This is a genomic window from Mucilaginibacter mallensis (genome assembly GCF_900105165.1).
Taxonomy (GTDB): domain Bacteria; phylum Bacteroidota; class Bacteroidia; order Sphingobacteriales; family Sphingobacteriaceae; genus Mucilaginibacter; species Mucilaginibacter mallensis.
On the sequence record NZ_LT629740.1, the window covers coordinates 2,460,516 to 2,475,861 of the forward strand.

At 41.0% G+C, this 15,346-nt stretch carries 13 protein-coding genes; 10 read left to right on the forward strand and 3 right to left on the reverse strand.

Features of this window, described 5'->3' with window-relative positions; all coding sequences use genetic code 11:
• The first annotated feature begins 13 nt into the window (after positions 1–13).
• The 7 genes from BLU33_RS10130 to BLU33_RS10160 all read left to right on the forward strand — a co-directional run bounded on the left by BLU33_RS10130 (position 14) and on the right by BLU33_RS10160 (position 11,701).
• Positions 14–3,274, forward strand: coding sequence for an efflux RND transporter permease subunit (locus tag BLU33_RS10130; RefSeq protein WP_091371932.1), 3,261 nt, complete (start codon positions 14–16; stop codon positions 3,272–3,274).
• Positions 3,271–6,558 (forward strand): efflux RND transporter permease subunit, encoded by a 3,288-nt coding sequence (locus BLU33_RS10135; RefSeq protein WP_091371935.1) that lies wholly within the window; start codon positions 3,271–3,273, stop codon positions 6,556–6,558. The genes BLU33_RS10130 and BLU33_RS10135 overlap by 4 nt, the downstream gene beginning before the upstream one ends.
• Before the next feature lie 191 nt (positions 6,559–6,749).
• Complete coding sequence (locus BLU33_RS10140; protein ID WP_091371938.1) at positions 6,750–7,913, forward strand: putative sensor domain DACNV-containing protein; 1,164 nt, start codon at positions 6,750–6,752, stop codon at positions 7,911–7,913.
• A 77-nt stretch (positions 7,914–7,990) separates the two neighbouring features.
• Positions 7,991–9,214 (forward strand): carboxypeptidase-like regulatory domain-containing protein, encoded by a 1,224-nt coding sequence (locus BLU33_RS10145; protein ID WP_091371941.1) that lies wholly within the window; start codon positions 7,991–7,993, stop codon positions 9,212–9,214.
• A gap of 7 nt (positions 9,215–9,221) precedes the next feature.
• Entirely contained in the window at positions 9,222–9,410 is a 189-nt protein-coding gene (locus BLU33_RS10150) for a hypothetical protein (RefSeq protein WP_091371944.1), read from the forward strand.
• Between the two features lie 71 nt (positions 9,411–9,481).
• Positions 9,482–11,254, forward strand: coding sequence for a glycoside hydrolase family 9 protein (locus BLU33_RS10155; protein WP_091371947.1), 1,773 nt, complete (start codon positions 9,482–9,484; stop codon positions 11,252–11,254).
• Between the two features lie 36 nt (positions 11,255–11,290).
• Positions 11,291–11,701: a DUF1801 domain-containing protein gene (locus tag BLU33_RS10160; RefSeq protein WP_091371950.1), complete on the forward strand. Its 411-nt coding sequence runs from the start codon at positions 11,291–11,293 to the stop codon at positions 11,699–11,701.
• A 13-nt stretch (positions 11,702–11,714) separates the two neighbouring features.
• Here BLU33_RS10160 and BLU33_RS10165 read toward each other — a convergent pair whose 3' ends face one another.
• Complete coding sequence (locus BLU33_RS10165; RefSeq protein WP_091371951.1) at positions 11,715–12,188, reverse strand: VOC family protein; 474 nt, start codon at positions 12,186–12,188, stop codon at positions 11,715–11,717.
• Positions 12,189–12,387: 199 nt separating this feature from the next.
• Between BLU33_RS10165 and BLU33_RS10170 the strand changes: the two genes are divergently transcribed.
• On the forward strand, positions 12,388–12,885 hold the full coding sequence (locus BLU33_RS10170) for a cupin domain-containing protein (protein WP_091371954.1): 498 nt from the start codon (positions 12,388–12,390) through the stop codon (positions 12,883–12,885).
• On the opposite strand, the gene BLU33_RS10175 is transcribed toward BLU33_RS10170, so the two are convergent.
• Together BLU33_RS10175 and BLU33_RS10180 are read right to left on the reverse strand one after the other, a co-directional pair.
• Entirely contained in the window at positions 12,882–13,271 is a 390-nt protein-coding gene (locus BLU33_RS10175; RefSeq protein ID WP_091371957.1) for a hypothetical protein, read from the reverse strand. The two genes, BLU33_RS10170 and BLU33_RS10175, sit on opposite strands and share 4 nt — an antisense overlap.
• Positions 13,272–13,339: 68 nt before the next feature.
• The gene (locus tag BLU33_RS10180) at positions 13,340–13,861 is read right to left on the reverse strand and encodes a Crp/Fnr family transcriptional regulator (RefSeq protein WP_091371959.1); all 522 of its coding nucleotides are present in this window, start codon (positions 13,859–13,861) and stop codon (positions 13,340–13,342) included.
• 117 nt (positions 13,862–13,978) lie between these two features.
• Here BLU33_RS10180 and BLU33_RS10185 point away from each other — a divergent pair, with 117 nt between their 5' ends.
• Together BLU33_RS10185 and BLU33_RS10190 are read left to right on the forward strand one after the other, a co-directional pair.
• Entirely contained in the window at positions 13,979–14,863 is an 885-nt protein-coding gene (locus BLU33_RS10185; RefSeq protein ID WP_232009428.1) for a helix-turn-helix domain-containing protein, read from the forward strand.
• Positions 14,860–15,276: a DUF983 domain-containing protein gene (locus BLU33_RS10190; RefSeq protein ID WP_232009429.1), complete on the forward strand. Its 417-nt coding sequence runs from the start codon at positions 14,860–14,862 to the stop codon at positions 15,274–15,276. The genes BLU33_RS10185 and BLU33_RS10190 overlap by 4 nt, the downstream gene beginning before the upstream one ends.
• Positions 15,277–15,346 lie beyond the last annotated feature (70 nt).

Consider the following 15,346-nt stretch of genomic DNA (forward strand, 5'->3'; position numbering starts at 1 on the left):
TATAAAATAATATATGATTGCTAATACTTTTATTAAAAGACCGGTAACTGCTATAGTTATATCTATCGTATTGGTGATCACTGGTATTGTAAGTATACTTGTTTTACCGATTGACCAATACCCGGATATTACACCACCTGTTGTACAGGTGAACGGCCAGTTTACAGGTGCCGACGCGCAAACTGTTGAGCAAACGGTTGCGACTCCTATAGAGGAGCAGGTGAATGGTACCCCCGGCATGGAATACATGCAAAGCAACAGCACCAACAATGGCTTGATGCAAATGAACGTTACCTTTAAAATAGGTACCGACATTGATGTTGCCGCACTTGATGTGCAAAACCGTGTGAGCATTGCAACTCCGTTGCTGCCGGCAGTGGTAAGTCGTTTGGGCTTAACTGTACGTGCGGTAAACCCAAGCATGCTGATGATGGTTGCTATATATGCACCCAAAAACACGCATAACATTACTTTTTTAGATAACTACACCAATATATTTATTCAGGACGCCTTATTGCGTGTGCCGGGTGTAGGCAGCATAAACCGCTTTACTGATGATTTCAGTATGCGTATCTGGATGAACCCAGAGAAACTGGCAAACTACAGTTTAACACCTACCGACATAATTAATGCCCTAAACGCACAAAACGTTCAGGTAGCTGCTGGTACCGCCGGTGTGCCGCCACAGGCATCAACCCAAACTTATGAGCTTGGTATATTGGTGAACGGCCGTTTAAGCAAGGTGTCGGAGTTTGAAAATATCATTGTAAAGACTAATCCTGCCACCGGCGAGCTGGTTTACTTAAAGGATGTTGCAAGGGTTGAACTGGGTAAATTCACTTTCTCAAGTAACTCATTTGTTGATGGCCACCGGGCATCATACCTGCAAATTTACCAGGCACCTGGTAGTAATGCTTTGCAAACTGCTCAGGGTGTATATGATGAGCTGGCTAAATTAAAGCAAACATTTCCGTCTGATGTGCAGTACAGCGTTCCGTTTGAATCGGTTACCGTTGTAAAGGTTTCCATGGAAGATGTGGTTGGTACATTGCTAAAAACACTCGGATTGGTTGCTATTGTGGTTTACCTGTTCTTACAAAACTGGCGTTCAACGCTTATACCTGTGCTGGCTATCCCGGTATCTATATTTGGTACATTCTGCTTTTTCATCCCTTTAGGCTTCACTATAAATACCTTAACCATGTTTGGTTTTGTATTGGCGATAGGTATTGTGGTGGATGACGCGATCATTGTCGTCGAGGCGGTGCAGCATTATATTGATGAAGAGGGTATGACAGCCAAAGAAGGTACCTACCAGGCCATGAAAGATATATCGGCACCGGTTGTAGCTATCGCGTTAATACTTGCCGCGGTGTTCGTACCGGTAGGCTTTATACCGGGCATTGTTGGTCGTTTATATCAACAGTTCGCTATCACTATTGCTATATCAGTAATTATATCGGCCTTCATCGCGTTATCATTAACCCCCGCGCTTTGTACGTTGTTGCTAAAGCCAACCAGTATAACTAAGGATGCGAAAGGCATTAATAAACTGTTCTTTAAGTTTAACGCATGGTTTGAGCGTATAACAGCCAGCTACACCAAAGGTGTAAAGAAAAGTATTGAAGGATCAAAGTACATTGTTATTCTATTGGTTTGTCTTTGCGCAGGTGCTTACTTCCTGTTCCAGTCTAAGCCTACAGGGTTTATCCCATCCGAAGATGATGGCAACTTATATGTGACGTTCCAGTTACCTCCGGCTTCATCAACAGCGGCATCAGTTAACTTAATGAGTAAGTTAATGCAGGTAGTTGGTTCAACGCCGGGCGTGGCGCATTATGCAGCACTATCTGGATTAAACGTAGTAACCAATGCCAGTAACTCTAATAACGGTACTATCTATTGCCAGCTTGCCCCATGGGATGAACGTAGCAAAACCAGTGAGCAGGTTCCGGGTATTGTTGCTGTAATGCAGAAGCGCATAAGAGAGGCAGGAATAAAGAGTGCCAACGTACAGGTAATACAACCTTCGCCTTTACCGGGTGTGGGTACTACAGTTGGTTTTAGCATACAGATTGAGCAACGCAGCACCAATGATAATTTACAGGATTTCCAAAAGGTGGTTGATAAGTTTGTTGCCGCGGCTAATCAAAATCCGGCTATAACTAAGGCTTATACTTATTATACGGCACATACCCCTAACTATAATCTTACTGTTGATCGTGAAAAGTGCGAAAAGCTGGGTGTTAGCGTAGGCGATGTATTTACTACCATACAAGCCTTTATGGGTAGTTTGTATATCAATGACTTTACTACGTATAACCGTACATTCCACGTTGTGGTGCAGGCTGATACAGCTTACCGTACCATGATATCGGACATGAACAAATATTATGTACGTAACCAGGCAGGTACTATGGTGCCACTGGGTACAGTGATCAGCTACCAGCCTACAGATGCTGCTCCGCTGATATCGCACTTTAATATATTCCGCACAGCTGAGGTTGATGGTTCATCGGCCCCGGGTTACAGCAGTTCACAGGCGCTTGCTGCCATGCAGGACCTCGCCGCAAAAACATTACCTGAAGGTTATACCTATGAATTCTCTGGCTTAAGTTATGAGGAAATAAAGGCGGGTTCAACCACCATTTATATTTTCATGTTCTCTATAACATTTGTGTTCTTATTCCTTGCAGCCTTGTATGAAAGCTGGTCGGTGCCGTTCTCGGTATTGCTGGCTGTACCGATAGGTGCATTTGGCGCGATATTAGCCCTTTACTGTGTGCCAAGCTTAACGGATAACGTTTACGCCCAGATAGGTCTGATTACATTGATAGGTTTGGCGGCCAAGAACGCCATCCTGATTGTAGAGTTTGCCAAAGTACGAGTTGACAGGGGTGAAGACCTGCTAAAATCAACGCTCGACGCGGTAAGCCTTCGTTTAAGGCCAATCATCATGACATCCCTGGCATTTATATTGGGTGTATTGCCATTGGTATTGGCAACAGGCGCAGGTGCTGTTGCTCGTAGAACAATAGGTTATACAGTATTGGGCGGTATGTTTGCGGCCTCAACCCTGGCAATATTTATTGTACCGGTGTTGTATGTATTAATAACACGTTTCTCATACGGTAAAGAAAAGTTGGATTACCTGAAGTCGCATCATCTTGAATTAATGGAAAAAGCGAAAAAGGTTGAATCGCAGAATATAGATCCTGAATTGGAGTACGAAATAAATAAATCCCGTGAATTGAGTAAATCTGATCACGCATGATTGCAAATACCTTTATTAAAAGACCGGTAACTGCTATCGTTATATCTGTTGTATTAATGATTGCGGGTGTGATATGCATTAACAATCTGGCAGTAGATCAGTACCCTAATATTTCACCACCAAGCGTATCTATTAACGGTTCATATACGGGTGCTGATGCCCAAACCGTAGAGCAAACCGTGGCCACGCCAATTGAGGAGCAGGTGAACGGTACCCCCGGCATGGAATACATGCAAAGTACCAGTACCAATAGTGGTGGTATAGGCATAAGGGTTACTTTTAACATCGGTACCAATGTGCAAATAGCCGCGCTGAACGTACAAAACAGGTTGGGGATAGCTCAACCATCGCTGCCTGCGGTAGTAAGTAAACTGGGCTTAACTGTACGTGCCAGCAATCCGGATATGCTGATGCTGATAGCGATCTATTCACCTAAAAAAACGCATAATATTACTTTTCTTGATAATTACACCAATACATTTATTCAGGATGCGATATTGCGCGTACCGGGTGTGGGTGATGTTAGTGCCCGTGCCGATCAGTTCAGTATGCGTATATGGATGAACCCTGATAAAATGGCATCCTATAGTTTAACCCCTGCCGATGTTACAGCTGCATTAAATGCTCAAAACGTGTATGTAGCAGCCGGTTCTGTAGGTTCGCCACCGCAAAATTCATCACAGGCTTTTGAAACCGGTATATTGGTTAACGGGATGCTTAACAAAGCATCTGATTACAAAAATATAGTTGTAAAAACAATACCATCTACAGGCGCATTAGTGTACCTGAAAGATGTTGCAAGGGTAGAACTTGGCAAATTTACATTTGCCAGTAACTCGTTTGTTGATGGTAACCGGTGTTCTATCATCCAGGTATATCAATCACCCGGAAGCAATGCGCTGCAAACGGCAGATAATGTTTACAATGAGCTGAATCTGCTAAAAAAATCTTTCCCTGCCGATGTAAATTATATAGTTCCGTTTGAATCTATAACCATCATTAGGGTATCGATGGAAGAAGTGGTGGGTACGTTGTTAAAAGCGCTTGGGCTTGTTGCCATAGTGGTATTCCTGTTCCTGCAAAACTGGCGGTCAACTATCATTCCTATTGTGGCTATCCCCGTTTCCATATTATCAACTTTTATATTCTTTATACCGCTTGGCTTCACCATAAATACCCTGACTATGTTTGGCTTTGTGCTGGCTATAGGTATTGTGGTTGATGATGCCATTATTGTGGTGGAAGCCGTGCAGCATTATATTGATGAGCAGCATATGTCGCCCAAGGAGGCTACTTATCATGCCATGAAAGAAATATCGGCCCCGGTAATTGCGATCGCCCTTATCCTGGCTTCGGTATTTGTGCCGGTAGGCTTTATACCGGGTATTGTTGGCCGTTTATACCAGCAATTTGCCATCACTATTGCTATATCTGTTATACTATCGGCCTTTATAGCTTTATCATTAACCCCTGCGCTGTGTACTTTGTTATTAAGACCGTCGCACCATCAAAAAAGAAACTGGCTCGATAAATTTTTCGATTGGTTTAATAACTGGTTTGAGAGAATAACCTATAAATATTCAAATGGTGTAAAAAGGGGTATTAAGCATTCAAAGTTTGTTGTAATTATATTGGTTTGTATATGTATTGCCACTGTTATATTATTCAAAAATAAGCCATCCGGTTTTGTGCCTACTGAAGATGGCGGACGTTTATATATCACTTATTCATTACCCGATGCATCCTCAACTGCCCAATCGGTAGAAGTGATGGAGAAACTGATGAAGGTAGTGGGCTCCACAAAAGGTATATTGCACTATACAGCTTCATCCGGTTTTAATATACTAAATGGCGGTGCTACCTCAAATAGTGGCTCCATGTTCATTATGCTTACACCGTGGGATCAGCGTACCACCAAACAAACCATGATGCCGGGGCTATTAACTGTTCTAAAAAACAGGATAGCCAAAGCAGGTATTAAAAATGCCAATATTGTAGTAATACCGCCGCCGCCAATTCGTGGTATTGGTATTGCAGCAGGTTTCAGCATGCAGATTGAAGAGGGTAGTTCAACGGATGATATACATGCCTTTGAAAAGGCTGTAAACAAGTTTGTTGCTGCTGCCAAAAAAGTACCGGCAACATCAACCGCATTCTGTTATTTTTCGGCACATACACCAAGTTATGATCTTACTGTCGACAGGGAGAAATGTGAAAAAATGGGTGTTAATATTACCGATGTGTTTTCAACCATGCAGGCTTATATGGGTAGCTTATTTGTAAATAATTTTACTTTATATAATAGAACATATCACGTTGTTGTACAGGCAGATACTTCATACAGGGCTTTGGTGTCTGATATTAATAAATATTATGTCCGCAACCAGGCTGGTACAATGGTTCCGCTAAGTACTTTAATAAGCTACAAACCTACAGTTGCACCACCGCTTATTTCTCACTTCAATATCTTCCGTTCGGCTGAGGTTGATGGCGCTATACCTGATGGTTATAGCAGCGGTCAATCATTGGATGCACTAAAAGCAATAGCAGCGAAAACATTGCCCCGTGGTTACACCTATGAGTTTTCGGGGCTAAGCTACGAGGAGATAAAAGCTGGTTCTATTACCATTTACATCTTTATGTTTTCCATAATGTTTGTATTCCTGTTTCTGGCGGCGTTATATGAAAGCTGGTCGGTGCCATTCTCTGTATTATTGGCTGTGCCGATAAGCGCTTTTGGGGCCATTGTGGCACTTACCTGCTTGCCGCCGCTTACAAATAACGTTTACGCGCAAATAGGTTTGATAACGTTAATAGGTTTATCGGCTAAAAATGCCATCCTTATTGTTGAATTTGCTAAAATAAGGGTCGACAGGGGTGAGGAACTTATCCAATCAACGCTGGAGGCTGTACGGTTACGTTTAAGGCCTATTATCATGACCTCACTGGCATTTATATTAGGCGTGTTACCATTGGCGCTGGCAACAGGTGCAGGTGGTGCTTCAAGAAATACCATAGGCTGGACGGTTTTGGGTGGGATGATCGCATCATCAACCATATCTATTTTTATAGTGCCAGTTCTCTTTGTGATATTTACCCGTGTTTCATACGGTAAAAAGCAATTGGCCTGGTTACAGGCTCATCATGAAGAACTGATGGAAAAGGCTAAGAAAGTAGAAGAGTCAAACATCGACCCTGAACTGGAATACGAGATCGCCGAATCAAACGCACGTAATAAAGCTGAACGCGAAGCGCATGGTCTTGATGGTGAAAAGGAAAAGTAAGCATATAACACTATAAGAGTTTCGCATTTAGCTCAAATTATAGTCCTTTGGTAAAAACCAAAGGACTTTTTTGTGCGGTATAGTCCATCGATTTTAATAAGGCATAGCAACGTCATATTTTATTGGTAATTTGCATTAGCGAAAATCAGGTTTTAATTTTAGGACGTTTAACTACCTGCCCATATTAATAAATGAATATCCCAGCGCAATATTTATCATCAAACCCTACTTATAAAGCGGCTCTTAAGGCTTCGTCGGCTATTGAACGGCATTTTGCCCACCAATTGTCGGAAGCATTTTTACGCGGCGAAAAAAATCTTGCTCCTGAACCCGGAAAGCAATCAATTGAGGCAATTATTGATACCGCGTTTTGGGCAAGCCTTAGAAAGGAGGAGGGCCATTCACCTAAAATATCATTGGCGTTTTTACCTCCGGATAAAACCAGTCAGCCTTTAATATTTGAATTTCCTTTAGCGCTAACCGCTGATATACTCATTAAACTTGCCCCGGCAGTTGAGCGGCCTGGGATACATTTGGGCGTTTGGGAACAGGAAGGCGAACTATACATATGGGGAACCACGCAAATCATCCCCGGCTTTTGCTTTGTTTTAGAAGTTGTTGAACCGGGCTTATTAGTAGTTAAACACCGCAGGGTAGATGGCTTTGGTAAATTTGTGAATGTTGCGGTACTACAGGGCGATAACGTGAAAATTGTTGACGAGCAAAGCATCAGCCTGCCTGATTGCCCCGCGATAGTAAATTCATTACTCGGTTTTTCTGACACTTCATCATGGAATACTGCGGTTAACCTGCATGTGCAACTGGCTGTGTCCATGCGTGCACATGGGCGTGGCGGAACTTTATTGGTAGTGCCCTCTGCCCATGATAGATGGCGTGATTCTATTATTCAGCCTATATCATATCCTGTTTTTCCGGCTTTCAACAGACTTTCAGTATTGATGAGCCGGCATGTTAGCGAACAAAACCTTGTTACCTGGCAGGAGGAACTAAACGATGAAATAGCATCTGTAGCGGGCCTTACAGCCGTTGACGGTGCTACAATAATAAATGACAACCATGAATTATTGGCTTTTGGTGCCAAGATAACCAGATCGCCGGGCCGCGAGTCTGTTAAGCAGATTATGATTACAGAGCCTATTATTGATTCGCCTGCACGGATCATACCGCCATCAAGCAACGGTGGTACGAGGCATTTCTCGGCAGCGCAGTTTGTATTTGATCAGCGGGACGCATTTGCATTGGTAGCTTCTCAGGATGGCAGATTTACCATCTTCTCATGGTCGCCATGCGATCAGATAGTGCTTGCGCATAGGGTTGACACGTTGCTGATATAGACATCCGCTCAAAAAGACGGAATAACTAAAAATAAAAATTATATTTAGGAAGTATTTTCTATATATAATAATACCCCATGTTAAAATATTCCGTCAGATTCGGCTTCCTTATCTATCTCCTTTTTCTTTCTCTTTATGTATCTGCTCAGGTTAAGGAGCCTGTTTCGGGCATTGTTATTTCAGAGGATAATGGTGAACCAATTGACGGAGTTACTATAGCATGGAGTAATAAAGGGATTGGTTCAATCACTAACTCCGACGGCAAATTCGTTATCGTATTAACCCCGCCATATAATCAGCAGGATTCTCTGTTGTTTTCATGCGTTGGCTATAAATCTCGAAAAGTTGCCATAAATAGTGTAATAGGTATTAAAAATACGATCAAGCTTGAAACAGTAATTCAGGATTTAAAAGAGGTTGTGGTAAGGCCGCTTACTTTAAAACAATTGCTGGATAGTATTAACCGCCATAATACCGTAGCTTTTGTTTCACCCATGAAATTGGATGGCTATTATCGTGAACTTGTTTTTACTAATACTAAATGCACTGAATATTCAGATGCCATCTGCAGTTATTTTTTTGATCGTGCTTCGCCTAAAGAGATACAGTTGAAAATCAACGCATCAAGATGTAGGTTTGAGGAAAATGTCAATAAAGACAGACATGACGTGAAGAAGAATTTCAAGTCTGATATCGATCCAAACCAGGCTTTCAGGTATGCGTTGCTGTCTGCCATGATAGCCGATTATTTCCCCGACAAGGTTTTGGCTGATTATAAGTACATATTAGAACGGTTTGGTGATAAAGGTTCGGATGATCTTAAGATCACCATTTACCCCAAAAAAGGCAGTAAGGCTTTTTATCGGCTAACCTTTATTCTGAGCAATGATTTCCTCTTAAGATCTTACAGATTAGAAATTCCTGATAATTTATTGGATAAAACTGATGAAATGAGTTTGCTGTGGATCCATGAAAAGGATCTTAATTTAGTTATTGAAGTGAAATATACATCGTTTTTTGATCACATTTACCCTTCTTATTATAATATAGAAGAGGGGGAGCATTTTTGGGGCAAATTATTAGGTGCGAAAGTGGACGAGATATCCATAAATAAGAGCGAGTTTATTGTGAATGGAATTAATCAATCAAACAACGTGTCGGCATTTAATAAACAGGATACTTATAAAAAAGGCAATATTTGTAACAATGGCATAGCTATTAACGATGAGTTGCTTAAAAATTATACCATCATTGTGCCTTCTGCAAAAGACAGTGTTGCTATTAAATCGCTGTCACAATAGAGATATTATGAAAAAACTATTATTTATACTCATATTATTTACCTGGTTATCTTACTCTTATGCTAAACCTATTATTTACATTAATGAGGTCACATTCGACAGTAATGCCCCAAAGTCCGCATTGATAGGTGATGATCAACAGTATATTGGTAAAATAAGCTTTAATATTATCGACGCCATTACTTTACCTATATGAGGGAATTTGTAGTGGCTTAAATTAGGAAACGAGGTGATATATTAGCATTAAATAAGCAATAAGATCATCTTATGAAAAAACTGGTTTTTATATATTTAATACTGCTTGCTGCATTCTACAACTCAGCAAACGCCACACCACTTATCTACATTAATGAGGTAGCATTTGACAGCAATGCCCCAAAGTCCGCATTGATAGGCGATGATCAGCAATATACTGGTAAAGTAAGCTTTAATATTATCGACGCCATTACTTTAAAAAATGTTTATACCGGAACACTTGAGGATAAACAACAGATTGAGGACTGGGCGCCGGGTAAATACTTTTATAAGGCCGATTTCTCGTCATTAGTGAAGAGTGGTAAGTATAAGTTAAGTATTACTATCTCCGGTAAAAACTATACTTCAGATGCGTTTAAAATAGCTCATAATGCTTTGGCGGAGTTAACTATTCCATCGGTTATTCATTATTATCATAAGCAGCGGGCAAATACGCCAACAGAATTGGCAGTAGACTCACACCTGAAACTTTTTGGGAGTGATAATACGGTGGATATGCATGGCGGCTGGTGTGATGCCTCGGGCGATGTGAGCAAATACTTTTCGCACTTGGCTTATGCTAATTTTATGTCGCCGCAGCAAACACCGCTGGTAACATGGTCGCTTATTAATACAGATGAAGCTATACCCGCTTTGTTAAATAAATTGGGTGTAAAAGATTCATTGGACAATGAAGCTTTATGGGGTGCTGATTATATGATGCGCGCTTTATCAAAAGACGATTATTTTTATATGATCGTGTTCAGCTATTTTAATAAGGATCCGAATGCGCGCAGGGTGGTAGGCTTGCTGGCGAACAGCGTAACTACTAATGATTACCAATGTGCTTTCCGTGAGGGCGGAGGAATGGCAATAGCGGCACTGGCCCGGATCTCACGCTGGAAAAAGCATGGCGTTTTTACCTCTGCACAATACCTGGATGGCGCAAAACGCGCTTTTGCTCATCTACTGATCAATAATACTAAATATGATGACGATCATAAGGAGAATATCATTGATGATTATTGCGCATTAATGGCAGCTACAGAGCTTTGGATTAGCACCAATGATGAGCTTTATAAGAATGAGGCACGTAAGCATGCACATAACCTTTCGGCACGGCTATCAAAAGACGGTTATTTTATAGCTGATGACGGCACCCGTCCGTATTGGCATGCATCAGATGCCGGTTTACCAATTATCGCGTTAGCAAGATATTTAAAGAAGGAAACCGACCCGGCTTATCGGTCAGTAGCATTACAAACTATAAAAGGTGCATTGGATTATGAACTTAAGGTAACTAATGATGTAAGCAACCCATTTGGCTATGCAAGGCAAACTTTCAGGTATAGGGATTCGATTAAAAATGGCTTCTTTATCCCGCATGAAAACGAAACCGGCTGGTGGTGGCAGGGCGAAAATGCTCGTTTGAGTTCATTGGCAACAGCTGCCATTATTGGGTCAAGACTGGTGTATAATTCACCAAAAGATATCAAGAAAAAACAAGCTTTAGCTACCTTTGCTTATAACCAGGTAAACTGGATATTAGGTTGCAACCCTTACCAGGTTTGCTTTATGTATAATTTTGGCAGGAATAATGTGCCCTACATGCACTCCAACTTTGGGCATGGCTCGGAGCGGGGAGGTGTATCAAACGGGATAACCGGCAAGGAGGGTAACCCAGACGGAAGTGGCATCGACTATAAAACAGAGGATAACGGCAATGAATGGCGCTGGACCGAACAATGGATACCACATGCTGCCTGGTATTTACAGGCTGTTGCTGCTATGGCTGATGAAAAGTAATAAGTATATTAGTATTACTAATAAGTGACTTTAACAATGGCAAAAAACAAAACTTTTGAAACAGAAGGCAGCGTTATCGATTTCATTAATTCGATTGCCGATGAAACAAAGCGGGCTGATAGTTTCCGTATTGCTGAGATAATGGAGCAACAAAGCGGCTATCCGGCAAAAATGTGGGGACCGGCTATTATTGGCTTTGGAAGTTGTCATTATAAATATGAAAGCGGGCGTGAGGGCGACATGCCAATGATAGCCTTTTCGCCAAGAAAAGCAGCTATAACTTTATATCTTTCCATAGATTTCCCGGCAAAGGAGAAATTGCTTGAAAAATTCGGCAAACATGATACCGGCAAGGGATGCATCTACCTGAAAAGACTAAGCGATATTAATTTGGATGTGCTTAATGAAATGATAGCGGCTTCAATTGTGCACACCAAAAGCAGGTAACCGCTTTATAAATTTAAACGCCATCATAGGCATTTTTTAATGCTTGTATTTCCAGCTTATGCATTTTACACATAGCCTGCATTACACGATTTGATTTTTCGGCATCCTTATCGCCCAGCATTTCTCCCAATGCCTGCGGAACTATCTGCCATGATACACCAAACTTATCTTTAAGCCAGCCGCACTGGCCTTTTTCACCACCTGCAGATAACTTCTCCCAATAATCATCAATTTCATCCTGCGTAGTACAATTTACAAATAACGAGATACCATATGAAAAGGTAAACATTGGGCCGCCATTCAGCGCGTAAAATGTTTGTCCTTCAAGCTCAAAAATAGCGCTCATGAAAGTGCCGGCAGGAGCAGGGCCAGCTTCGCCATAGTATGACGTGCTGATGATCTTTGAGTTTTTAAAAATGGAAGTGTACAAATTAACTGCTTCCTCGGCCTGGTTATCGTAACCTATGAATGTGGTTATTTTTTGCATGGCTTTAATTGGTTATAATAGCAAAGGTACTAAGTGTAAGTTACGTTTAACAGGCAAATAAAGACAAGATGTGGGGTTATTCAGGACATAAATTGTATCAATTTCAATAGCTTATATTAATATTAATTAATTGCCTTTTTTGAATTGTTATGTACAGAATATCAGGTAGATTTGAGTAACATCTATCAATTTAAAAAACATGGAAAACACAAATAATGCCATCACACTAGGCGCGCAGGGCGGAAAAAACCTATCTGTTGTAGGTGATACCTACCGGATATTGGTAAGCGGTAAACAAACCAATGGCACTTTTGCCGTTATTGATATGCTGATACCTCCTGGTGGCGGCCCCGGTCCGCATGCACATGCCGGTTTCCAGGAATCATTTTATGTGATTGACGGAGAAATTGAGGTTAAAACTAAAGGACATCGCTATACAGCAAAGAAAGGCGCATTTGTAAGCATTCCAGTGGGAGGACTGGTACATTGCTTTAAAAATGAATCCAAAGAGATGGCGCATATCCTTTGCACCGTTGTACCATCGGGTTTGGAAGAATTTTTTGAGGAGGTAGGCGTACCTGTTGCTCCCGGCACTTTCTTGCCTCCGCCTGAATTGGATGAAGAATCCCTGAAAAAGCTGCTTGCGATAGCCGAAAAATATGGCCAAAAACTATTTCCGCCCGATTATCTGGATTAAGCAGGTTGAGTGCGTTTCAATCCTAATAAATAGATTAGCGAGCCGATACTGATAAAAAGGTGTGTGATTTCAACCGGTGCCATTTTGCTTGTTAGTAAAGTGCCGTTAAATATGCCCAGCAAATCTACTGATAAGCCTAGTACGTTTGTGATGATATTAGTTAACAACACGGCCCTTAACATATTGTAATCGGTAAAATTACGGGCAAAGAAATTTATAGTGCCAAGGCCGATAATAAGTCCGCCCATGCCTTGCAATAATGAGCCGCTTTGCTGTGTAAAATCAAGACCTAATAATTGCGCTGCAAAGCCAGGTATAAAAAACATCATCGCCCCAAAAGCGAATGAGCCAATAGCTGATATGATAAGAAATATAGAGAGTTTCATTTTGTATGTTTTTGTTAATACAAAATTCCTGAATAGCTAAGCCTTTAGCGATAACAATTGTTAACTAATTAAAATACTTTACGGTTGCGTATACGGCTTAGTGAAACAGGGGTGATGCCCAGATAAGAGGCAATATAACGCTGTGGCACCCGCTGAAAGATGGCAGGATGCTGAGCAATCAACTCCTGATAACGCTCCATTGGTTTATTTTTGATGAAGGATAAAAGTCGTTTTGAGTGAGATAACAATTTTTGTATAGCTGTTTGGTAAAACCAATCTTTAAATGCCTGATCATTTGCCAATAATCGATCAAAATCACTTTTATTAAATACTGCGATTTCGCATGGTTCCATAGCCTCGATGGTAAAAAGGCTCGGCTCATTATTTATAAAACTATCCAGCGAGGTAGCGGCATCGCCTTCAAAGAAGAATTGCGCGGTAACATCAGTGCCATTATTATTGAACCAAACCCGCAGGCTCCCTTTTTTAATAAAAAACATCTTCTGTGCGGTGTCACCCTCTTTTAAAAGTTGGGTTTTAGCGTCAATATTAAGCTCATAAGAGAATTGGGTATCAATAAAATTTACCATAATGTAAAGATAGTTATATTAAATATTGGGTGATGTAAAAGATACAATCAGTAAATAGTACCATTTATGCATTAAATAATACCATGGTTGCATTAATAATCATTGTAAATTTGTATTATGATAAAGGATCAGTTCCCTGTTATAAATATCGGCCAGTTAGATGAGTTTAAACAGGAGGATATACTTATTAGCCGGTTTGCCCCATACCTGGCTGTACATAAAAACCTGCAGCAGGCACATAAGCATGATTTTTATCACCTGGTATTTTTTACGGATGGAGCTGGAAGTCAAACCATAGATTTTGAACGATTTGAGGTAAAGCCTTTCCAGTTTTATTTTATGATCCCTGGCCAGGTACATCACTGGGCTTTTGAGGGACATGTTGATGGTTACGTGGTTAATTTTTCGGGCAACTTTTTTCAATCGTTTTTATTGAAGGCTGATTATTTTGAGCAATTCAGTTTTTTCAGTGGGAATGCGAATGAAGCGGTAATTGAAGTGCCGGTTGCTATGCAGGCTGATATGATAAACCTGTTTGAAAAGCTATTACGCGAAAGCGAAGACAAGCAACGTGGGGCACTGGATATGGTTAGGCTATTGCTGGTAGAATTGTTCATTTCAATAGGCCGCTTATCCGCCCCGAATGAACAAAAACAAGTTAGCCCGTATAATTTAACCTTACTAAAAAGCTTCAGGAATTTAATAGAAACAAACTTCCGGAGCTTAAAACTGCCTAAAGAATATGCGGAGCTGCTTTACATCACACCCAATCATCTGAATGCATTGTGTAACGACCTGCTTGATATTTCAGCAGGCGAGGTGATCCGTAACAGGGTAGTACTAGAGGCAAAACGATTATTGGTGAACCCTGAACTTGGCATAACAGAGATTGCTGGTCAGCTAAATTTTAGCGATAACTCTTATTTTACCAAGTTTTTTAAAAAACAGACCGGATCAACACCGGAAGAATTTAGGAAACAATTTATTACAAAAAGATCATGAAAACATTAAACTTAGTTATGGAAAAGGAACCTTCACAATTTAAAGCCGCCTTACATGCCAAATGCCCAAGATGCCGCACAGGTAATATGTTTGCCGGCCCTATGTATAGTTTCGGTTCTCAAAAAATGAACGAAAAATGTTCGCATTGCGGTCTGATATTTGAAAGGGAACCCGGGTATTTCTATGTGGCCATGTTTGTTAGCTACGCCATGAATGTGGCCGAAATGGTTACGCTGGCTGTAGGTACGTATATATTAACCGGCAGCACATCGCCATGGTTATATTGTGCCATACTTTTGGGCGTTGCCTTTTTACTTTCACCGTTCCATTTCAGGTATTCGAGGGTTATTTTATTGTACTGGTTAACGCCGGGCTTGCATTTTGATCCTGAAAGGGCTAAAGCGCACGAGTAACATGTTTATTGTGAATTGATTATCTAATATTGAGTGTGCCGCGTGTTTCACCTGTTTCATGTGTTCCGCG